Genomic DNA, 20,077 nt, shown 5'->3' on the forward strand with positions numbered 1-20,077 from the left:
CGCAGGGCGTTTCGACTCGCGGCGACGCCGCTCGCTCAACGACCGGGGCGAGACGGGGCAGGGCGTTTCGACTCGCGGCGGCGCCGCTCGCTCAACGACCGGGAGCGAGACGGCGCGGGGCGTTTCGACTCGCGGCGGCGCCGCTCGCTCAACGACCGGAAGTGAGGTGGGACCCGGACGTTGAGCGAGGCGCGCAGCGCCGAGTCGAAACGCCTAAACGATCAGCTCCCCGCCGCGGTAGACGGCGCGCACGAGCGGCACCCCCGGGCGGTACGCGAGGTGGGTCCGCGTCGGCGCGTGCAGCATCACCAGGTCGGCCCGCGTCCCGAGGGCCAGGGTGCCGACGTCATCGCGGTCGAGGGCCCGGGCACCGCCCGCCGTCGCCGCCCATACGGCCTCGGCGACCGTCATCCCCATCTCGCGCACGGCCAGCGCGATCATGAGCGGCATCGAGCTCGTGAAGCTCGTGCCCGGGTTGCAGTCACTCGCGAGCGCGACGGTGACTCCCGCATCGATGAGCCGGCGCGCATCGGGGTACGGATGCCGGGTCGAGAACTCCACACCGGGCAGCAGGGTCGTGACGACCCCGGTCTCGGCCAGCCGGGCGACGTCGTCGGGGTGGAGGTAGGTCGCGTGGTCGAGCGAGAACACGCCCAGCTCCGCCGCGATCCGCGCCCCCGGACCGTGTCCGAGCTGGTTGCCGTGCAGCCGGGTGCCGAGACCCGCGGCCGCGCCGTCGCGCAGGATGCGGCGGGTCTCTTCCGCGGTGAACGCGCCGCGCTCGCAGAACACGTCGATCCACCGGACGTACGGGCCTACGGCGGCGAGCATCGGTCCGCAGACGAGGTCGACGTACGCCGCGCGGTCGTCGACGAACTCGGCCGGCACGACATGCGCGCCGAGAAAGGTGACCTCGTCCGTCACCTCCCGGGCCAGGCGAGCGAGCCGCGCCTCGCCCTCCACCGTGAGGTCGTAGCCCGTCTTCACCTCGAACGTGGTCGTCCCCTGCGCGTACAGCTCCGCCGCGAGGCCGGCCAGTCGCGCCCGCAGCTCGTCGTCGGATGCCGCCCGGGTCGCCGCCACCGTCCGTCGTATGCCACCTGCGGCATAAGGTTGTCCGGACATCCGTGCCTCGAACTCGTCCGCCCGGTCGCCGGCGAACACGAGGTGCGTGTGGCTGTCGACGAAGCCCGGGAGGATCGCGCGGCCGCCGGCGTCCACGACCTCGACCTCCGGCGTCGCCCCTGTCTGCGGCGCATCGAGACGCGGCTCTTCGGTGCCGCGGCCGACCCAGGCGACGCGCCCGTCGACGACGGCGAGGGCGGCGCCGCGGATCAGTCCCGTGGGGTCGTGGGGGTCGTCGCCGAGCCCGGCGACGTTCGTCGTCAGCTCGCCGATGCCGGTGATCAGCAGCGTGCTCACGGGGCGGCATCCCCGAGCATCGGAACGATCAGCCCCCGCTCGCGGGCGACCTCCCGCGCCCGGTCGTAGCCGGCGTCGACGTGGCGCATGACACCGGTGCCGGGATCGTTCGTCAGCACCCGCGCGAGCTTCTCCGCCGCCAGGGCGGTACCGTCGGCGACCGTGACCTGGCCGGCGTGGATCGAGCGGCCGATGCCGACACCGCCGCCGTGGTGGATCGACACCCACGACGCCCCCGACGCCGTGTTCAGCAGCGCGTTCAGCAGCGGCCAGTCGGCGATCGCGTCGGAGCCGTCGGCCATCGCCTCCGTCTCGCGGTACGGGGAGGCCACCGAGCCGGCGTCGAGGTGATCGCGGCCGATCACGATCGGGCCGGCGAGCTCACCCGAGGCGACCATCTCGTTGAACCTCAGTCCGGCGAGGTGGCGCTCCTGGTAGCCGAGCCAGCAGATCCGGGCGGGAAGCCCCTCGAAGTGCACGGTCTGGCCCGCCTTGTCCAGCCAGCGGCGCAGCGCCGCGTCCTGCGGGAACAGCTCCGCGACCGCGCGGTCGGTCTTGGCGATGTCCTCCGGATCGCCCGACAGCGCCACCCAGCGGAACGGTCCCCGACCCTCCGCGAACAGCGGGCGGATGTAGGCGGGCACGAAACCGGGGAAGGCGAAGGCCCGGTCGTAGCCGCCCAGCTCGGCCTCCCGGCGGATCGAGTTGCCGTAGTCGAACACGGCGGCCCCGGCATCCTGGAACCCGACCATCGCCGCCACCTGCGCAGCCATCGCGGCGCGGGCGCGCACGGTGAAGCCCTCGGGGTCGGATGCCGCGGCGTCCTTCCAGGCGGCCACGCTCACCCCGATCGGCAGGTAGGCGAGCGGGTCGTGGGCGCTGGTCTGGTCGGTGACGATGTCGATCGGCGCGCCGCCCGCGTGGCGGCGTCGCAGGAGCTCCGGGAAGACTTCGGCGGCGTTGCCGACGAGACCGACCGAGAGCGCCTGCCCCGCCGTGCGGGCCGCGACGACGCGCGCCAGGGCCGCGTCGAGGTCGTCGGTGTACTCGTCGAGGTAGCCGTGTGCGACCCGGCGCTCCAGCCGCGACGCGTCGACGTCGACGATCAGCACCGCTCCCCCGTTGAGGGTCACCGCGAGGGGCTGCGCCCCGCCCATGCCGCCGGCACCGCCCGTGAGGGTCAGGGTGCCGGCGAGGGAATCTCGCCCCAGCGAGCGGGCCACCGCGGCGAACGTCTCGTACGTGCCCTGCAGGATTCCCTGGGTGCCGATGTAGATCCACGATCCGGCGGTCATCTGCCCGTACATCGTGAGCCCGAGCTCCTCGAGCCGGCGGAACTCGGGCCACGTCGCCCAGTCGCCGACGAGGTTCGAGTTCGCGATGAGCACGCGCGGTGCCCACTCGTGCGTGCGGAAGACGCCGACCGGCTTCCCCGACTGCACGAGCAGCGTCTCGTCGGGCTCCAGCTCGTCGAGGGTGCGGACGATCGCGTCGTAGGCTTCCCACGACCGGGCGGCGCGCCCCGTGCCGCCGTAGACGACCAGGTCCTCCGGATGCTCCGCGACCTCGGGGTCGAGGTTGTTCATGAGCATCCGCTTCGCGGCCTCCGCTCCCCAGCTCTTCGCCGTGCGCTGCGCTCCGCGCGGGGCACGGATCGGGCCGCGCGGCGAGGCTGCCGCGCCGGTGTCGGCGGCGGAGTCGGGGGTCTCGGCATGGGATGTCATCGTGGATCTCCTTCGATCAGGCCGGGTGGGCGGAAGTGGCGAACGCGGCCGCGGCGACCTCGCCGGAGAGCACGAGTGCCGTCGCGGTCTCGAGGTCGGGGCTGACGAACCGGTCGGGTCCGGGGCCGGCGACACCCGCCGCGCGCACCCGGTCGCGCACCGCGGCGGTCGCCGGCCCCGGGCGCAGCGGGGCGCGCAGGTCGAGGGCGCGGCATCCGGTGACGAGCTCGATCGCGAGCACCCGCGCGAGCCCGTCGATCCCCCGGCGGAGCTTGCGGGCCGCCGACCACCCCATCGACACGTGGTCCTCCTGCATCGCCGACGAGGGGATCGAGTCGACGGATGCCGGGACGGCCAGGCGCTTGAGCTCCGAGACGATGCCCGCCGCGGCGTACTGGGCGATCATGAGGCCGGAGTCGACGCCCACCTCGTCGGCGAGGAACGGGGGCAGGCCGTGGCTGCGCGTGCGGTCGAGAGCGCGGTCGGTGCGCCGCTCGGCGATGGAGGCGAGGTCGGCGACGGCGATCGCGAGGAAGTCGAGCACGTACGCCACCGGCGCACCGTGGAAGTTCCCGTTCGACTCGACGCGGCCGTCGGACGTGACGACGGGGTTGTCGATCGCCGAGGCGAGCTCGCGGGCGGCGATCGCCCGCGCGTGCTCGACGGTGTCGCGGGCCGCACCGTGCACCTGCGGTGAGCACCGGAGGGAGTAGGCGTCCTGTACCCGGGTGCAGACGGCGGGGTCGCGGTGGCTCGCGACGATCGGCGAGTCGGCGAGGAGCGCGCGGAGATTGGCGGCGGAGGCCGCCTGCCCGTGCTGCGGACGCAACGCCATGAGGTCGGCGGCGAAGACGGCGTCGGTGCCGAGCTGGCTCTCGATCGAGATCGCCGCGGTGACATCGGCCACCGCGAGCAGGTTGTCGAGATCGGCGAGCGCGAGCGCGAGCATCCCCAGCATCCCGTCGGTGCCGTTGATGAGCGCGAGTCCTTCCTTCTCCTCGAGCACGAGCGGGGCGATGCCCGCGGCGTCCAGGGCGTCGGATGCCGGGACGAGGGCGCCCGCGGCATCGCGCACCTCGCCTTCGCCCAGGGCGGCGAGGGCGATGTGCGACAGCGGGGCGAGGTCGCCGGAGCAGCCGAGCGAGCCGTACTCGCGCACCACGGGGGCGATGCCGGCGTTCAGCATCGCGACGTAGGTGTCCACGACGACCTCGCGCACGCCGGTGTGTCCGGTCGCGAGGGTCTGCAGCCGCAGGAGCTGCAACGCGCGGACGACCTCGCGCTCCACCTCGGCGCCGGTGCCGGCGGCGTGGGAGCGGATGAGGCCGGCCTGCAGCTGACGACGCCGCTCGGGCGCGATGAACGTCGTGGCCAGCGCGCCGAACCCGGTCGAGATGCCGTAGTGCGGCTCGGGGTCGCCCGCCAGCCGCTCGACGAGCCGGCGCGCGTCGCGGATGCGCGCGGCGGCGGCGGGCGCGAGCTCGACGCGTGCGCCGTGGCGCGCCACGGCGACCACCTCGGACACCTGCAGGGGGCGCTGCCCGACGACGACGGAGCCCGCCTCGGCCGGGCCGTCGTGGGGGCGGAGGGGCAGGGCGGTCGCGTCGGGCGGTGTCGTCATGCCCCGATTCCATCGCGGTGACGGCGCGCCGACCAGGGGGCTGTGGCAATCTGTGTCTGTGATCCCAGACATATCGGTGAGCGCGCCGCAGGTGCCGGCCGCCGATCAGACGTTGCGCATCCTGTCGTACCTCGGGCGCCAGCGCGGACCGGTGGCGGCGCGGACGATCGCCGAGACGCTCGGCATCGCACGCTCGAGCGTCTACCACCTGCTCGCGGCGATGGCCGAGCACGGCTTCGTCGTGCACCTTCCCGACGAGCGGCGCTGGGGCCTGGGCACGGCCGCGTTCGAGCTGGCCGGCGGCTACGCGCGCCAACAGCCGCTCGCCCGGCTCGGCCGTCCGCTGGTCGCCGCCCTGGCCGACCGCTGGGGCGAGAGCGCCCATCTCGCCGTCATGACGGGACGCGACGTGCTGTACATCGTGGAGGAGCGCGCGCCGCGACGGCCGGCGCTCATCACCGATGTCGGGGTGCGTCTTCCGGCCCACCTGACCGCGACGGGACGCGCGATGCTCGCCGCTCTCCCCCGCGAGCAGGTGCGAGCCCTCTACCCGGATGCCGCGGCTTTCGCCGACCGCACCGGGCGCGGCCCGCGCCGGCCCGGCGAGCTGCGCGACGTGCTGCGGCGGACGCGCCGGCAGGGGTTCGCCGACGAGGACGGCGAGGTGACGCTCGGCTTCCGCTCCGTCGCGGTCGCCGTGCACGATCACGCCGAGTGGCCCGTCGCCGCGATCGCGATCACGTGGCCCGCCGATTCGGCACACGACGCGGCATCCCTCGCTCCCGCCGTGGCCGTCGCGGCGGGCGAGCTGCGGCGCCGCCTCTACGGCTGAGCGCGGCGCGCGGGATCGCGGGGCGGGCCTCAGCGCACGACGAGGCGCGGCTCGACCAGCACGTGCGCGCGGCCCGGCTCGGCGTCGCGCGGGTCGATCGAGGACGCACCGCCCAGGAGCAGGTCGAGCGCACCGACCGCGACCTCTTCGGGCAGCTGCTCGACGCTCGACAGCCCGAGGGCCTCGACCGCGGGGGTGTTGTCGAAGCCGATGATCGGCAGCCGCGGGCGCCCGGCGGCGACGGCGGCCAGGTGCGCGCCGACGGCGAGCGAGTCGCTGACGCAGACGAGCGCGTCGATGTCGTCGCGGGCGACGACCGGGGCGGCGATGTCGCGCGCCCGCGCGACGTTCTCCTCGCTGGTCAGGCGTACGGGCGCCCAGGTGCTGCCCGCGTCGGCGGCGGCGAGGGCGCGGCGCCAGCCGCTCTCCCGATCGTCGCCCGTCGCCGACCCGGCCGGCCAGCCGAAGAACGCGACCCGCGCCCCCGCCGTCGCGAGGGCGTGCGTCGTGGCCTGGGCGGTGCCGGCGGCCCCGTCGACGTCCACCCAGTGATGCGTCGGCGCGCCGACGTCGTCGCGCCCCCAGGGCCTGCCGAAGGAGACGAACGGCACGCCGCGGGCGAGGAGCCACTCGGCGCGCGGATCGCCGGGGAAGGTGCCCGTGATCACGACCGCGTCGATCTCGCCGCCCTCCCGCAGATCGCCCATGCGGCGGATCTCCTCGTCGGGCGTCCGGGCGGCGTAGAGCATGACGCGGAGCCCGCGCTCGCCCGCCTGCTCGGTGAGCGCGTGCACGAAGCGGTCGAGCACCACGCCGGAGATGCCGCCCGCGTAGGGGTCGAGGTGGATGCCGATCGTCGAACTGCGTCGGGTGCGCAGCCGGCGCGCCGAGGCGTGGGGGGCGTAGTTCAGTCGCGAGATGGCATCGGTGACGCGCGCCCGCGTCTCCTCCCGCACGATCTGGGGCGAGTTGATGACGTTGCTGACGGTCTGTCGCGAGACGCCGGCGGCGCGCGCGACGTCCTCGATCGTCGCCGATCTGTTCACGCGGACCTCCCTTGACGCTCTCGGCATCCTCGTCTATCTTTTCAAGCATCCCACAATTTGAACGATCAAATGATCGATCCAACGGCGGACCGTTTCGACGTTCCGACACCGGGATGGCACCATGAGGCCGCGCCGGCAGGCGCAGGCCACGCGATCGAAGGAGATGCGATGAAGCGACAGACAGCACGGACGCTGCTCGCGGCGGGAGGCCTGGCCGTTGCCACGAGCCTGCTGCTGACCGGCTGCGGCCAGGGATTCAGCGGCTCGGGATCGGCCGGCTCGGCGAGCGCGGGCGACCTGACCTCGTCCGACAAGCCCTTGACCATCATGATCGGCTCGTCCGGCGACGCCGAGACCACGGCGGTGCAGGATGCCGTGGCCGCCTGGTCGTCGTCGTCCGGCGTGTCCGCGTCGGTGGTGGCCGCCACCGACCTCGCCCAGCAGCTGTCCCAGGGCTTCGCCGCCGGCTCGCCGCCGGACCTCTTCTACCTCAGCACCGACCAGCTCGCGGGCTTCGCGAGCAACGGGTCGCTCAAGGCCTACGGCGACCAGCTGAGCAACAAGGACGACTTCTACCCGTCGCTCGTGAAGAACTTCACCGTCGACGACACGTTCTACTGCGCCCCCAAGGACTTCTCCACGCTACAGCTCGTCATCAACGAGAACCTGTGGACGCAGGCGGGACTGACCGACGCCGACATCCCGACCACGTGGGACCAGCTCGCAGAGGTCGCCGCGAAGCTCACGAACGGCACCACGAAGGGACTCGTCTTCGGCGGCGAGTACGCCCGCCTCGGCGCCTTCATGGCCCAGGCCGGCGGACGGCTCGTCTCGGAGGACGGCACGACCGCCGAGGCGAACAGCGACGCCAACGTGGCCGCGCTCACCTACGTGCAGCAGCACCTGCAGGACGGCACCTTCGCGTACGCCTCCGACGTGGGCGCGGGCTGGGGCGGTGAGGCGTTCGGCAAGCAGCTGGGCGCCATGACGATCGAGGGCAACTGGATCACCGGTGCCCTCGGCGACTACCCCGACGTGAAGGCCAAGGTCGTGGAGCTGCCCGCCGGCAGCGCCGGCAAGGGCACCCTGCAGTTCACCAACTGCTGGGGCATGGCCGCCGACAGCCCCAACCAGAAGGCCGCGCTCGACCTCGTCGAGTACCTGACGAGCGCCGAGCAGCAGCTCGCGTTCTCGAAGGCGTTCGGCCCGATGCCGTCGGTGCAGTCCGCCGCCGAGACCTGGAAGAGCGACAACCCCTCGCTCGTCGCGTTCCTCGACGGCGCCGACTATGCGCAGGGCGTTCCCACCAACAAGGGCGCCGCCGACGTCATCAAGGACTTCAACGCGCAGCTCGAGTCGCTGAAGACGGGCGACCCGAAGAAGATCCTCGACTCGGTGCAGTCCAACCTCGAGGCCGTCGTCGGCTGATCATGTCCGCCGCTCCCGTCGCTCCGGTCGCGACGCCCCCGCGTCCGGTCTCGCCCCGGCATCCGCGCTCGCGCGGAATCCGCCGCGGCGAGGCCGGCGCGGGCTGGCTGTTCGTGTCGCCCGTCATCCTGATCCTCGGCGTCTTCCTGCTCGTCCCCGTGCTGATGGCGCTCTGGGTCAGCTTCTCGGACTGGTCGGGACGCGGCAGCCCCCTCTCCCCCTCGGTCGGCTTCGTCGGCCTGGACAACTACGCCGCCATCACCACCGGCGGCGGGCTCGCCGAACGCGACTTCGGCACGGCGCTGCGCAACAACGCGTGGTACGTGCTGCTCGTCGTCCCGCTCCAGACCGTGCTGTCGCTCTTCCTGGCCGTTCTGGTCAGCCGCCGGATCCTGCGCGGTCGCGGCTTCTTCCGCACCGCGTTCTACTTCCCGTCGGTGACGAGCTCGGTCGCCATCACCGTGCTGTGGCTGTTCCTCTTCTCGTTCGCGGGTCCCGTCAACCAGATCCTGTCGGCGATCGGGCTCGCCGCCCCCAACTGGTTCAACGACCCGCGCGGCATCGTCCACGTCGCCCTCGGCGCGCTGGGCGTGTCGAACGGACCCGACGCGCTCACCGGCAGCGGCCTCCTCGGCGTCTCGTGGTGGGACTGGCTGTCCGGCCCGTCCGTCGCGATGTCCGCGTTCGTCCTCATGGCGGTGTTCACGACCAGCGGCACCTTCATGCTGCTGTTCATCGCGGCGCTGCAGAACATCGGATTCGAGCTCACCGAGGCCGGCATGATGGACGGCGCGAACGGCTGGCAGCGCTTCTGGCACATCACGCTCCCGCAGCTGCGCCCGACGCTGTTCACCGTGATCACGCTCGGCCTGATCGGATGCTGGCAGGTGTTCGACCAGATCTACACCGGAACCCAGGGCGGCCCCGCCAAGACGACCGTGACGCCCGCCTACCTCTCGTACACCTCGGCCTTCCAGAACCAGGACTGGGGCGTGGGCGCCGCGATCGCGTTCATCCTCTTCCTGATCATCATCGCCTTCACGCTCCTCCAGCGCTGGGTGCTGCGGGACCGGCCCGTCTCGAAGCGGCGCATCCGCGCCTACCAGTCGCGCGCAGCCTCGGCATCCGGTGCGGCCTCGGCCTCGTCCTCATCCTCATCCTCATCCTCGAAGGAGGCCCGATCATGACCACCACGCTGACCACCGTGGAGGTGCAGGCCGCGGCATCCGCACCGCCGCCGCGCCGACGCCGACGGCTGACGCCGCGCAGCGTGACGGGGCAGGTGCTGCTCTACGGCATGCTCGCCGCGCTGGCGATCGTGTACATCTACCCGTTCCTCGTGCAGGTCGCCACCTCGTTCAAGACCGAGCCGGATGCCGCGGCGGACCCGATCTCGCTCATCCCCGCCACCTTCTCGACGGCGGCGTACGAGCGGCTGTTCCTGCACAGCGACTTCCCGCTCTGGTTCGCGAACTCGGCCGTGGTCACCGTCTGCGTGACGGTCGGGCGCGTGTTCTTCGTCTCGCTGGCGGGCTACGCACTGGCCCGCCTGCGCTTCCGGGGACGCGGGGTCGTGTTCGCGCTCGTCGTGGCCGTGATGGCGGTGCCGACGGTCGTGCTCCTCATCCCCAAGTTCCTCGTGCTCAACCAGCTCGGCCTCTACGACTCGTACGCGGGCATGATCCTGCCGCTGCTCGTCGACGCGGCAGGCGTGTTCATCATGAAGAACTTCTTCGAGTCGATCCCCGACTCGGTCGAGGAGCAGGCGCGCATCGACGGCGCCGGCACCTTCCGCGTGTTCTGGTCGATCGTGCTCCCGATGGCACGACCCGCCCTGATCACGATCGTGATCCTGTCGTTCCAGGGATCGTGGAACGAGCTGAGCCACTTCATCGTGTCGACCCAGTCGCCCGAGCTGACCACGCTGACCAAGGGCGTCGCCTCGCTCGCGTCGGGCCAGCTCAGTCAGGGCACGCAGTACCCCCTCAAACTCGCGGCCGCGGCGATCATGACGATCCCCGTCGCCGTGATCTTCTTCCTCTTCCAGAAGAAGATCATGAACACCAGCGAAGGAGCAGTGAAGGGATGACGGCCGGCTTGCAGCCATTCCTCTCCGACCGGATCGTGGCGCTGACGGCGCCCACGCAGGCCTGGTCGGGCCGTGACGGCGACATGGGATCCGCCGTCATCGACGGGATCTACCACGGCGACACGCGTTTCGTCCGGACGCTCCGCGTCGACTACGCCGCCGCGGACGGGACCTATCTCGCCCCGGAGCACGTCGCGACCGACATCGTCGGCGCCGGGCACGTCCGCATCGACGCGCTCCTCCGCGGCGTCGACGACCCCAGCCCCGACCCGAAGGTGCGCCTCGTGCGCGAGCGTCGGGTGGCCGACGGCACGATGTCCGAGACGCTGACCGTGCGCACCCACCTCGAGAAGCCCGTGCGCGTCCGCCTGCGCGTGCGCATCCGTATCGACATCGGCGCGCTGCAGGAGGTCAAGGCGGGCACGCCGACGGGCGATCCCGGCGACCCCACCGTCACCGAGGCCGGTGTCACCGCCCGGCGGGGCGGAGCGACGCTCGAGATCGACGCTCCGGAGGCGGCGATCGACCTCGCCGACGGCGGAGAGATCACGCTGGTCTGGGACCTCGACGGCGATGGACGCGACGCGGCGAGCGTGTCGTGGACCGCGCGCCTCGACGACCGCTCACTCGTGGTCCGCGGCGCCCGGACTCCCGCGCCGTGGCCGCGTCCGATGGCCCCCGAGGGAGCCGACCCCCGGCTCCAGCGCTGGCTCGACCGCGCACTCGACGATCTCCGTGCCCTCCGCCTCGCGCTCCCCGACGCCCCCGACGACGAGTTCTTCGCGGCCGGCGCACCCTGGTTCTTCACCCTGTTCGGCCGGGACTCGCTGTGGGCGGCGCGCCTCATGCTGCCCGTGGATGCGACCGTCGCGGCCTCCACGCTGCGCGTCCTGGCGCGACTGCAGGGCACGCGGGACGACCCCGCCACCGCGCAGCAGCCCGGGAAGATCATGCACGAGCTGCGCGCGTCCACGCTGTCGATGCCCGGGGAGGGCATCGTGCTGCCGCCGCTGTACTACGGCACCGTCGACGCGACGGCGCTCTGGGTCACTCTCCTGGCCGATGCGGCCGAGCAGCTGCCGGCCGCCGAGGTCGAGAGCCTGCTGCCCGCCCTGGAGAGCGCGCTCGGCTGGATCGTCGCGTCCGCGGAGCGATCGGGCTTCCTCGAATACGTCGACGAGACGGGCCACGGACTGTCGAACCAGGGCTGGAAGGATTCCGGCGACTCCATCCAGTGGCAGGACGGCACGCTCGCGAACGGCCCGATCGCGCTGTGCGAGGTGCAGGGCTACGCCTACGAGGCGGCGCTCGGCGGGGCCGCACTCCTCGACCGGTTCGGGCGTCCGGGCGGCGGGGAGCTGCGGGACTGGGCCGCGGGGCTCAAGCGCCGCTTCGCCGCACGCTTCTGGGTGACGACGCCGTCCGGACGCTTCCCCGCGATCGCCCTCGACCGCGACGGCCGACCGGTCGACACGCTGACCTCGAACATCGGCCACCTCCTCGGCACCGGCATCCTCGACCCCGACGAGGAGAAGGCCGTCGCCGACCTGCTCGTCGACCCGCGGATGTCGTCCGGTTTCGGCATCCGCACGCTGTCGACCGATGCCGGCGGCTACTGGCCGCTCAGCTATCACGGCGGAAGCGTGTGGATCCACGACACGGCGATCGTCGCGCGCGGCATGGCGCGCGCGGGTCTGCACGGCCACGCGCGCCGGGTCGTGGCCGAGATGCTCGCCGGCGCGGAGGCCTTCTCCTACCGCGTGCCCGAGCTGTATGCCGGCGACGGGGCGGACGAGGTGTCGGCGCCCGCACCGTACCCTGCCGCGTGCCGCCCGCAGGCATGGACGGCGGCGGCGGCCGTCACGGCGTGGGAGGTGCTCCGCGCGGACTGAGCGCGCTCAGTCGACGGCGCTGACCGTGCCACCGGTGAGGCGGACGAGCTCGTCGAAGGTCAGGGGGAAGACGGTGTGGGGCGTTCCGCCCGCGGCCCAGATCTCGTCGAAGGCGGCGAGCGCCTCGTCGACGACGGTGGGCAGCGGCGCGGGGTGGCCGGTCGGCGCGACGCCGCCGATGGCCTGGCCCGTGGCCGCGCGCACCTGCTCCGGCGTCGCTCGCACGATGCCCCGGCGCCCGAGGCGCGCCGCGAGCGCCGCGGTGTCGACGCGGTGGGCGCCGCTGGTCATCACCAGGAGCGGCTCGCCGTCGGACCAGAACACCAGGCTGTTGGCGATGGCTCCGACCTCGATGCCGAGGGCGGCGGCGGCGAGCGCGGCGGTGGACGCGGCATCCGGGAGCGTGATGATCTCGCCCGAGACGCCGGCGGCGCGGAGGGCGTCGTGGACGATGCGGCTGCGCGGTGAGAGGTTCTCCGTCATGGCACGAGCGTAGCGGCGGCGGGCCGGCGGTCGCCGCCCACTGCCGTCGGCCGGGCGTGACGAGCGTCGGAGTTCTGCGCGGCCGGTCGCGCGACGACGGGGGCGCGCCGCCGCTCGCCCGGCTTCTCCGACGATCGTCACCGCCGCGATCACCCGCGCACCGTCGCCCGCCTCATCCGTGCCGGCGCGCGGCGCGCGTCGAGCCGCGGAGCCCCCGCACCGCCGCCAGCACGCGGTCGCGGTGCCAGAAGATGTCCTCGGCGATCGGCCGGTAGGTGACGTACCCGAGGGCCGCGGCGGCCTGATCCCGGCGGCGGTCCTCCTTCTGCTGCGCCCAGCTCGCGTGGTGCGCCTCGCTGTCGCACTCGACGATCAGCCAGCCGTCGACGAGCAGATCGACCCGCCCGACGCCGTCGATCTGAACCTGGCATTCGACGCGGCACCCCATCTTGCGCAGCAGGATGCGCACGATGCTCTCGCTGCCCGCCTCCGCCGATCGGTCGACAAACGCCCGGAGCGCGCGGTAGCGACGGGGCAGCATCCGGAAGATCTCGGCCAGGTCCTCCTCGTCGATGAGACGGCGATGAAGCGCCGAGTCCAGCGAGGCGATCGTCTCCATCGGTCCCTGGCACCGCGCGGCCGCCGCCAGGGCCTCCACGAGAGGCGCATTCGCCGTGCGCCGCAGACCGTCGCCCGACCAGTGCACGCGCGCACTGGGGTGCACCGGCCGGCGCCGTCCCCGCCGCGGATGCACGCGGACGTGCAGCCCGCCGGTGGCGAGCACGAAGACCCCGCGGCGGGCGAGCTCGGACAGGCAGGTCAGCTGACCGCCGACCTCGGCGGCGGCACGCGTCTGCGCGTCGACCTCCCCGGGCAGGTACGCGTCCCTCCGGGCGCGGCAGAGCGACCCCGCGGCGACGGCCTGCTCGATCCGGCGCCACGTCCACCCCTCCGCGTACAGCTCGGCCCGCGACACCACGGGCCACGACACCGGACCCGCGCCCGCGTTCGCCTCTTCTTCCATCCGCCGATCGTGGCGGCTCGCCGTCGTGGGGTGGACCGCGGGCGGCGGAGCCCGTGGAGAGCCCGACTCAGGACCGCTCTGGGGAGGAGCCCTCGCCGTCGCGGGTCGGATCGTCCGCCCGTCCGCCCGTGACGAACGCCGGATTCTCGGACCGCGAGCCCGGCTGCCACGCCCTGGCGCGGCCCACCGCCGCGCGGATCCGACGTACGTCACGGCGCGGGCCGCGCCCTCCGGCACGCGGCCGCGGCGGCCCGCGACCGCACGGAACGGCGCGGCTCGGGGCACAATAGGAGACGGATGCCGTAACGCCGCGGCATCCGCAGAGCACAGCCCACAAGGCCAGCCGAAAGAGGATGCGATGACGCACACCCTGCCCCTGCCCGACTTCTCCCACGAGCGCGTGGAGGTGACGACGGGCCCGCGCAGCGGTCTGGTCATCACCGTCGCGCTGCACTCCTCGGTCCTCGGTTCCGCCCTCGGCGGGGCCCGGATGTGGACCTACCCCCACTGGAGCGACGCCGTCGGCGACGCCCTCCGCCTCTCCGCCGCGATGACGCTCAAGAACGCGGCGGCGGGCTTGGATGCCGGGGGCGGGAAGTCCGTGATCTGCGTGCCGCCCGGCACGGTGCTCGATGCGGGTCGCCGCCGCGCCGCCTACCTCGACCTCGGCGACGCCGTCGAGCGCTTCGACGGCCGCTACCGCACCGCGGAGGATGTCGGTTCGACGACCGACGACATGCTGGTCGTCAGCGAACGCACCTCCCACGTCGTCGGATTGCCCGACGCGGTGGGCGGCTCCGGCGAGCCGGCCGGTCCGACGAGCCTGGGCGTCTACGAATCGCTGCGCGCCACCCTCGAACAGGTCGCGGGCTCCCCCGATGTCGCCGGACGCCGCATCACCGTCTCCGGGCTCGGGCAGGTCGGCAGCCGTCTGGCCGTGCGCCTGAGCGCCGAGGGCGCGCAGCTCACGGTGACCGACGTCAACCCCGCCAAACGCGACCTGGCGACCGAGCTGGGCGCCCGCTGGGTCGAGCCCGGTACGGAGCACCTCATCGAGGCCGACGTCTTCGTCCCCGCCGGCATCGGCGGCCTCCTCGACGACGAGGTCATCGATCGGCTGTCGGCCCGCGCCGTCTGCGGCCCGGCGAACAACCCCCTCGCGGATCGCTCCGGGGCGGATCGACTGGCCGCTCGCGGCATCCTCTACGCTCCCGACTTCGTCGTCAACGCGGGCGGCGTCGTCTATCTCGACCTGGAGGCCAAGCGGCTCGGCTCCCGCGCCGAGATCATGGACCGGGTGAGCGCCATCGGCGACACCGTGCGGGCGATCTTCGCGGATGCCGCGGCGCGCGGCATCACGCCGCTGGATGCCGCGGAGGAGCGGGCCGCGGAGCGTCTCGCCGCCGGCCGCAACGCCCAGCGCGCGGACGTCTTCGCCTGACGGCCGCCGTCCGGGCGCCGCTCCGCACGAGGGGCACCCGGGCACCCCTGTCACCCGGGCACGCCTGCCACGCGGACACGACTGGCACGCGGTCTCTTCCTCCGAGAGACCGCGTGTCGGATCCGCCCCCTCCAGTGGCATGATGGACGCACCCGGCAGCGTCGCCGGGGATCGCCGTGCCGTCGAAGGAGACCGCCGTGTTCACCAGCCCCTTTCCCGACGTCGAGATCCCGGACGTCAGCATCTACGACGACCTGTTCGCCGGACTCACCGACGAGGATGCCGCGCGCATCGCGCTGATCGATCCCGCCGGCGGGGCCGAGACGACGTACGGCGCCCTCAAGGCGCAGGTGGACGCCTTCGCCGGCGCGCTGGCGGCGCGCGGCGTGGACGCCTCCACGGTCGTGGGGCTGCTCTGCCCGAACGTCCCGGCGTTCGCGACGGTCTTCCACGGCGCTCTCCGCGCCGGCGCGACCGTGACGACGATCAACTCGCTGTACACGGCCGGCGAGATCGAGAAGCAGCTGCGCGACGCGGGCGCGACGTGGCTGTTCACGGTCTCCCCGCTGCTGCCTGCGGCGCAGCAGGCCGCGGAGGCCACCGGCATCCCCGTCGAGCGCGTCGTGGTGCTGGACGGCGCCGAGGGCCACCCCGACCTTCGCCAGCTGCTGGGCGAGGGACGTCCGGCGCCGCAGATCGAGATCGACCCGGCGACGCACGTCGCGGTCCTCCCCTACTCGTCGGGAACCACCGGCATCCCCAAAGGGGTGATGCTCAGCCACCGCAACCTCGTCGCGAACGTCGCGCAATGCCGCATCAACATCGATCTGAAGAACACCGACCGCGTGCTCGCGGTGCTGCCGTTCTTCCACATCTACGGCATGACGGTGCTGTTGAACCTCGCGCTGAAGCAGCGCGCGACGCTGGTCACCATGCCGCGGTTCGACCTCGTGCAGTTCCTCACCAACATCCAGACCTACGGCTGCACCTACCTCTACATCGCCCCGCCGATCGCGGTCGCGCTGGCCAAACACCCGATCGTCGACGAGTTCGACATCTCGACGGTGCACACGGTGTTCTCCGGCGCGGCTCCGCTCGACGGCGAGACGGCCGAGATCGCGGGGCGCCGCCTCCACGCGCGCATGATGCAGGGCTACGGCATGAGCGAGCTGAGCCCGGTCTCACACGCGATGCCGTACACGCGCGACGACATCCCGGTGAGCTCGGTGGGCACGATCCTGCCCAACATCGTGTGCAAGCTGGTCGACACCGAGACCGGCGAGGAGATCACGGCGATCGAGGAGGACGGGCGCACGCGTCCGGGCGAGCTGTGGGTGAAGGGGCCCAACGTGATGCTCGGCTACCTCAACCAGCCCCAGGCCACGGCGGAGACGCTCGACGCCGAGGGCTTCCTGCACACGGGCGATGTCGCGGTCTACCACGAAGGCGGCTACTTCTCGATCGTCGACCGGGTGAAGGAGCTGATCAAGTACAAGGGCTATCAGATCGCCCCCGCCGAGCTGGAGGCGCTGCTGCTGGGGCACCCGAAGATCATGGATGCCGCGGTCATCGGAGTGCTCGACGACGACAAGCAGGAGATCCCGAAGGCGTTCATCGTCTCGGCGCCCGACTCCGGACTGACGGCGGAGGAGGTCATGGCCTTCGTCGCGGAGAACGTCGCACCGCACAAGAAGGTCCGCCGCGTGGAGTTCGTGGAGGCGATCCCGAAGTCGACGTCGGGCAAGATCCTGCGCAAAGACCTGCGCTCGCGCGAGCGGGCGGCCTGAGCCGCACCGGATGCCGCGCCGCGCCCGTGACGGCGCGGCTACGCCGACGGTGCCGTCCGGATCGCGGCGAGCGCCGCGAGGCGGATCTGGACGGCGCCGCCGGCCGTCGAGACCGACATCAGGGTGTGCGTGCAGCCGCGGCAGCGCACGATCGCGACCTCCGCGTCGCGCTCCACCCGGGCCTGCGCCAACGGACGCGCGTCTGCGCAGTGTCCGCACTCGAGGGTGAGCACCGTGGCGTCGTCGGCGAAGACGGCCGAGAGCACGCCCGCGAGCGCGTTGCCGTCGACCATCGTGGCGGTCCGGTGGGCGTCCCTCGACGTGGCGTCGTGGTCGTGCGTGGTCATGCTGCGCCTCCGAATCGCTCGGTCCGCACGCGTTGCGGAGCGTGCCCGATCTGCACGAGGGCGTCTGCGACCGTCTCGACGAAGGCGGTCGGGCCGCAGACGTAGACCAGTGGGCGCTGCTCCGGCGGCACGCACCGTTGCGCGAGCTCGTCGAGGCGGACCCTTCCGGCGGGCCGGGGCCAGCCGTCGGGCGTCGCACGGGTGTAAACCCAGTCGATCGCGAGGAGAGGGCCGCTCAACCGCAGGAGATCGTCGGCGTACATCGCGTCGGCCGGGCTCCTCGTCGAGTAGAGCAGTCGGAACGGTGCCTCGTTCGCGGATGCCGCGTGCGCGCGCACCATCGCCAGTAGGGGGACGATGCCGGATCCTCCCGCGATGAGCTGCACGGGTGCGGGCTCGTCGCCGCGCCAGACGAAGTAGGCGCCGAGCGGCCCCTTGACCTCCAGGAAATCGCCGGGGCGTATGTCGCGGACCAGGTACGGCGAGACCTCGCCGTCGACGATCTCGTCGACCGCGAGCTCCACCGTGGTGCCGGTCCCGACGCTCGCCACGGAGTAGGAGCGCTCCGCCTGGTACCCGTCTTCGGCGGTCAGCCGCACGTCCAGGTGCTGGCCGGCGAGGTTCCCGGGCCATCCGGGCACGTCGAGCAGGAGCGAACGCGAATGCGCGGTGAGCGGGGCGACCGCGGCGACGTGTGCGGCGAGCCAGCCGGGGGCGCTCACCAGTACCGTTCCTCCCGCCAGGGGTCGCCGTGGAGGTTGTAGCCGTTCTGCTCCCAGAATCCGGGATCGTCGTGCTCCTGGAGGACGAGTCCGCGCACCCATTTCGCGCTCTTCCAGAAGTAGAGGTGCGGCACGAGCAGCCGGGCCGGCCCGCCGTGCTCGGGGGCGAGCTGCTCGCCCTCGAACTCGACGGCGACCCACGCCTTTCCTCCGCGAAGCTCGTCGAGCGGCACGTTCGTGGTGTAGCCGCCGTAGGAGTGGGCCATCGCCGAGGGTGCTGTCGTCTCGATGCCGGAGAGGAGGGTGTCGAGCGAGACGCCGCGCCAGTGGGTGCCGAGCTTGGACCAGCGGGTGACGCAGTGGATGTCGGTGCGGATGTCCTCCACCGGCAGCGCCATCAACTCCTGCCACGACCACGACGTCCGCTCCCCGGACTCGGTCACGATGCTGAACTCCCACTCCTGGGTGCTCACCCGCGGCGTCGGGCCCGCCGAGAGCACGGGGAAATCGTCGGTCAGGTACTGCCCGGGTGGAAGCTGCGGCTCCGATGCGCGACGGCGTGCCCCGAAGCCTCTGCTGAACTCTGCCATGATGACCTCCCGGGGGCAATCTACTCCGGCGGCGGCGCCCACGGCATCGACATCTGTCGTCGATCCGCCGCTGCGCGGCCGCGGGCGGGACGGCGCGTGTCGACGGCGCGAGACGGCGAACGGCGCCCGCCGGGTGGGCGGGCGCCGTTCGTCACGTCGCGCGGTGGGCGCGACCGTCAGATCACTCGACGGGGCTGAGCGACTTCGCGATGTGCGTGTGCACGGCCTTCAGCCACGACACGAGGAACTCGGCGGTCGACTCGTCGGTGACCTCGCCCTCGTCGGTGATCAGGCCGTCGCGCAGGTGGATGTACGCCTCGGGCTGCGACAGCTCGGGCGAGGCGAGGAACGAGAGGATCGAGCGCAGGTGCTGCTGCGCGACGGCGGTGCCGATCGCCCCGATCGAGGCGCCGATGACGGCGGACGGCTTGCCGGCGAAGCTGTTCTGGCCCCACGGGCGGCTGGCCGTGTCGAGCGCGTTCTTCAGGACACCGGGCACCGAGCGGTTGTACTCGGGCGTCACGATGATGACGGCGTCCGAACCCTCGATCGACGTCTTGAACTCCGCGGCCGCGGCGGGGATGGCCGCGTCGTTGTCCGCCGAGTAGAACGGCAGGCCCGCGATGGGAAGCTCCGTGAGCGACAGGCCGGCCTGGGGGGCGAGGCGCACGAGCGCGTTCGCGAGGCGGCGGTTGATCGAGGTCGACGAGATGCTGCCGATGATGATGCCGACGTTGTAGGTGGTCATGGCGAGAGTGCCCTTCCGGATTGAATTCAACTGAATGAATCCTATCGACTCTTGCCGCATGCGGACGCCACGGCGGTGCCGTCGGGACGAGCGCGACCCCGCATGTCGGAGGCATGTCGTTCAATGGACCCGACGGCCTGTGCCCTGCCGGAACCGAAAGGGGCGCCATGACGACCGAGCGACCGGAGCCGACCGCGGAGGCCTGCCCGCCGTGGTGCGTGGAAGACCACGCCCTCCACGACCTGCCCGACGACCGTCGACACCAGTCGGAGCCGCGGTGGATGCCGGTGACGACCCTCCGGCGCCGCTTCCTCCCCGGAGGTGAGCTGCGGCGGGATGCGATCTCCGAGGAGGCCTGCGTCCTCGCGGTGCGCTACCTGGCAGACCGCGAGACCTGGGTCGCGATCGCCACCGAGACGCGCCAGATCGAGCTCACCCCGGAGAGCGCTGCACGGCTTCACGCGGAGCTCGGCGCCCTCTTGGCGCGACTGGCGCCCTGACGACGGAAGGCGCCCTAGGGTATCCCAGAATTTCACCGATTTAAATTGGTTCACACCAACTCTTATCCCTTCCACGCTTGAGGAATGAGTTCCGGCCTCGCCTCGTCCCCCGAGTGGGCGACGTTCGCGCGAGACCTGGGAATGCAGTTGCGTCGCCTCCGCGCCCTCCGAGGACTGACGCAGGATCAGATGGCCGAACGCGCCGAGATCTCCCTCTACGCCTACCAGCAGTACGAGCGCGGGAGCACGACGAAGGGCGGGCCTGCGACGAATCCTCGACTGGCGACGATCGTGGCTCTCTGCCATGCGCTCGAGGTCGACATGCAGGAACTGCTCCCGCCGCTGCCCGCGCAGCCCACTCGCTAGCGCCCGCCCCGGGGC

19 protein-coding genes are annotated in these 20,077 nt (G+C 72.4%); 9 read left to right on the plus strand and 10 right to left on the minus strand.

All coding sequences use genetic code 11. The features are described 5' to 3' along the window. Positions 1–213 precede the first annotated feature (213 nt). From hutI to hutH, 3 genes are read right to left on the minus strand one after another with little or no spacing between them, the layout of a single operon-like run. Positions 214–1,422, minus strand: a complete 1,209-nt coding sequence (hutI, locus tag AC6CQV_RS08885; protein WP_498259262.1) for an imidazolonepropionase — start codon at positions 1,420–1,422, stop codon at positions 214–216. Then, positions 1,419–3,146, minus strand: a complete 1,728-nt coding sequence (hutU, locus tag AC6CQV_RS08890) for a urocanate hydratase (RefSeq protein WP_498259263.1) — start codon at positions 3,144–3,146, stop codon at positions 1,419–1,421. The genes hutI and hutU overlap by 4 nt, the downstream gene beginning before the upstream one ends. Before the next feature lie 16 nt (positions 3,147–3,162). Then, positions 3,163–4,767 carry a histidine ammonia-lyase gene (gene hutH, locus AC6CQV_RS08895; RefSeq protein ID WP_498259264.1) on the minus strand — a complete coding sequence of 535 codons (1,605 nt, stop codon included), beginning with the start codon at positions 4,765–4,767 and terminating at the stop codon, positions 3,163–3,165. Between the two features lie 91 nt (positions 4,768–4,858). Between hutH and AC6CQV_RS08900 the strand changes: the two genes are divergently transcribed. Next, positions 4,859–5,599, plus strand: a complete 741-nt coding sequence (locus tag AC6CQV_RS08900) for an IclR family transcriptional regulator (protein WP_223849023.1) — start codon at positions 4,859–4,861, stop codon at positions 5,597–5,599. A 29-nt stretch (positions 5,600–5,628) separates the two neighbouring features. Here AC6CQV_RS08900 and AC6CQV_RS08905 read toward each other — a convergent pair whose 3' ends face one another. Continuing rightward, positions 5,629–6,645 (minus strand): LacI family DNA-binding transcriptional regulator, encoded by a 1,017-nt coding sequence (locus AC6CQV_RS08905; RefSeq protein WP_240191224.1) that lies wholly within the window; start codon positions 6,643–6,645, stop codon positions 5,629–5,631. 168 nt (positions 6,646–6,813) lie between these two features. On the opposite strand from AC6CQV_RS08905, the gene AC6CQV_RS08910 reads away from it, so the two are divergent. The 4 genes from AC6CQV_RS08910 to AC6CQV_RS08925 are packed head-to-tail and all read left to right on the plus strand — an operon-like array spanning position 6,814 to position 12,054. Beyond that, complete coding sequence (locus AC6CQV_RS08910; protein ID WP_498259265.1) at positions 6,814–8,073, plus strand: extracellular solute-binding protein; 1,260 nt, start codon at positions 6,814–6,816, stop codon at positions 8,071–8,073. Positions 8,074–8,075: 2 nt separating this feature from the next. Beyond that, on the plus strand, positions 8,076–9,260 hold the full coding sequence (locus AC6CQV_RS08915; protein WP_498259266.1) for a carbohydrate ABC transporter permease: 1,185 nt from the start codon (positions 8,076–8,078) through the stop codon (positions 9,258–9,260). Continuing rightward, the gene (locus AC6CQV_RS08920; RefSeq protein ID WP_060960020.1) at positions 9,257–10,162 is read left to right on the plus strand and encodes a carbohydrate ABC transporter permease; all 906 of its coding nucleotides are present in this window, start codon (positions 9,257–9,259) and stop codon (positions 10,160–10,162) included. The genes AC6CQV_RS08915 and AC6CQV_RS08920 overlap by 4 nt, the downstream gene beginning before the upstream one ends. Beyond that, complete coding sequence (locus tag AC6CQV_RS08925) at positions 10,159–12,054, plus strand: glycogen debranching N-terminal domain-containing protein (protein WP_498259267.1); 1,896 nt, start codon at positions 10,159–10,161, stop codon at positions 12,052–12,054. The genes AC6CQV_RS08920 and AC6CQV_RS08925 overlap by 4 nt, the downstream gene beginning before the upstream one ends. Positions 12,055–12,060: 6 nt before the next feature. Here the strand turns inward: AC6CQV_RS08925 and AC6CQV_RS08930 are convergent, their stop codons facing one another. Together AC6CQV_RS08930 and AC6CQV_RS08935 are read right to left on the minus strand one after the other, a co-directional pair. Further along, a complete protein-coding gene (locus AC6CQV_RS08930) occupies positions 12,061–12,537 on the minus strand; it encodes a YbaK/EbsC family protein (RefSeq protein ID WP_498259268.1) in 477 nt (158 codons plus the stop codon). A gap of 172 nt (positions 12,538–12,709) precedes the next feature. Beyond that, positions 12,710–13,561: an endonuclease domain-containing protein gene (locus AC6CQV_RS08935; RefSeq protein WP_498259269.1), complete on the minus strand. Its 852-nt coding sequence runs from the start codon at positions 13,559–13,561 to the stop codon at positions 12,710–12,712. 358 nt (positions 13,562–13,919) lie between these two features. Here AC6CQV_RS08935 and AC6CQV_RS08940 point away from each other — a divergent pair, with 358 nt between their 5' ends. After that, complete coding sequence (locus AC6CQV_RS08940) at positions 13,920–15,002, plus strand: Glu/Leu/Phe/Val dehydrogenase family protein (RefSeq protein ID WP_498259270.1); 1,083 nt, start codon at positions 13,920–13,922, stop codon at positions 15,000–15,002. Positions 15,003–15,199: 197 nt separating this feature from the next. Next, on the plus strand, positions 15,200–16,789 hold the full coding sequence (locus tag AC6CQV_RS08945) for an AMP-binding protein (RefSeq protein ID WP_101307188.1): 1,590 nt from the start codon (positions 15,200–15,202) through the stop codon (positions 16,787–16,789). Positions 16,790–16,827: 38 nt separating this feature from the next. Here the strand turns inward: AC6CQV_RS08945 and AC6CQV_RS08950 are convergent, their stop codons facing one another. From AC6CQV_RS08950 to AC6CQV_RS08965, 4 genes are all read right to left on the minus strand, one after another. Then, complete coding sequence (locus AC6CQV_RS08950; RefSeq protein ID WP_498259271.1) at positions 16,828–17,136, minus strand: DUF6510 family protein; 309 nt, start codon at positions 17,134–17,136, stop codon at positions 16,828–16,830. Further along, a complete protein-coding gene (locus AC6CQV_RS08955) occupies positions 17,133–17,858 on the minus strand; it encodes an FAD-binding oxidoreductase (protein WP_060960025.1) in 726 nt (241 codons plus the stop codon). Before AC6CQV_RS08955 ends, AC6CQV_RS08950 begins: the two co-directional genes overlap by 4 nt. Beyond that, positions 17,855–18,448, minus strand: coding sequence for a sulfite oxidase-like oxidoreductase (locus tag AC6CQV_RS08960; protein WP_060960026.1), 594 nt, complete (start codon positions 18,446–18,448; stop codon positions 17,855–17,857). The genes AC6CQV_RS08955 and AC6CQV_RS08960 overlap by 4 nt, the downstream gene beginning before the upstream one ends. A gap of 181 nt (positions 18,449–18,629) precedes the next feature. Next, positions 18,630–19,196, minus strand: a complete 567-nt coding sequence (locus AC6CQV_RS08965; protein WP_060960027.1) for an NADPH-dependent FMN reductase — start codon at positions 19,194–19,196, stop codon at positions 18,630–18,632. Positions 19,197–19,363: 167 nt separating this feature from the next. On the opposite strand from AC6CQV_RS08965, the gene AC6CQV_RS08970 reads away from it, so the two are divergent. Continuing rightward, entirely contained in the window at positions 19,364–19,696 is a 333-nt protein-coding gene (locus AC6CQV_RS08970; protein WP_498259272.1) for a DUF6907 domain-containing protein, read from the plus strand. 84 nt (positions 19,697–19,780) lie between these two features. Next, the gene (locus AC6CQV_RS08975) at positions 19,781–20,062 is read left to right on the plus strand and encodes a helix-turn-helix domain-containing protein (protein WP_060960029.1); all 282 of its coding nucleotides are present in this window, start codon (positions 19,781–19,783) and stop codon (positions 20,060–20,062) included. Positions 20,063–20,077 lie beyond the last annotated feature (15 nt).

The sequence above is a fragment of the Microbacterium sp. EG9 genome, assembly GCF_059759475.1.

What these genes read in the sequence shown, in the direction of transcription:
- AC6CQV_RS08940 (WP_498259270.1), top strand. Translation starts at nt 13,920, where the DNA reads ATGACGCACACCCTGCCCCTGCCCGACTTCTCCCACGAGCGCGTGGAG.
- AC6CQV_RS08915 (WP_498259266.1), top strand. Translation starts at nt 8,076, where the DNA reads ATGTCCGCCGCTCCCGTCGCTCCGGTCGCGACGCCCCCGCGTCCGGTC.
- AC6CQV_RS08925 (WP_498259267.1), top strand. Translation starts at nt 10,159, where the DNA reads ATGACGGCCGGCTTGCAGCCATTCCTCTCCGACCGGATCGTGGCGCTG.
- hutU (WP_498259263.1), bottom strand. Translation starts at nt 3,146, where the DNA reads ATGACATCCCATGCCGAGACCCCCGACTCCGCCGCCGACACCGGCGCG.
- AC6CQV_RS08970 (WP_498259272.1), top strand. Translation starts at nt 19,364, where the DNA reads ATGACGACCGAGCGACCGGAGCCGACCGCGGAGGCCTGCCCGCCGTGG.
- AC6CQV_RS08910 (WP_498259265.1), top strand. Translation starts at nt 6,814, where the DNA reads ATGAAGCGACAGACAGCACGGACGCTGCTCGCGGCGGGAGGCCTGGCC.
- AC6CQV_RS08960 (WP_060960026.1), bottom strand. Translation starts at nt 18,448, where the DNA reads ATGGCAGAGTTCAGCAGAGGCTTCGGGGCACGCCGTCGCGCATCGGAG.
- AC6CQV_RS08965 (WP_060960027.1), bottom strand. Translation starts at nt 19,196, where the DNA reads ATGACCACCTACAACGTCGGCATCATCATCGGCAGCATCTCGTCGACC.
- AC6CQV_RS08950 (WP_498259271.1), bottom strand. Translation starts at nt 17,136, where the DNA reads ATGACCACGCACGACCACGACGCCACGTCGAGGGACGCCCACCGGACC.
- AC6CQV_RS08920 (WP_060960020.1), top strand. Translation starts at nt 9,257, where the DNA reads ATGACCACCACGCTGACCACCGTGGAGGTGCAGGCCGCGGCATCCGCA.
- hutH (WP_498259264.1), bottom strand. Translation starts at nt 4,767, where the DNA reads ATGACGACACCGCCCGACGCGACCGCCCTGCCCCTCCGCCCCCACGAC.
- AC6CQV_RS08930 (WP_498259268.1), bottom strand. Translation starts at nt 12,537, where the DNA reads ATGACGGAGAACCTCTCACCGCGCAGCCGCATCGTCCACGACGCCCTC.
- AC6CQV_RS08975 (WP_060960029.1), top strand. Translation starts at nt 19,781, where the DNA reads ATGAGTTCCGGCCTCGCCTCGTCCCCCGAGTGGGCGACGTTCGCGCGA.
- AC6CQV_RS08935 (WP_498259269.1), bottom strand. Translation starts at nt 13,561, where the DNA reads ATGGAAGAAGAGGCGAACGCGGGCGCGGGTCCGGTGTCGTGGCCCGTG.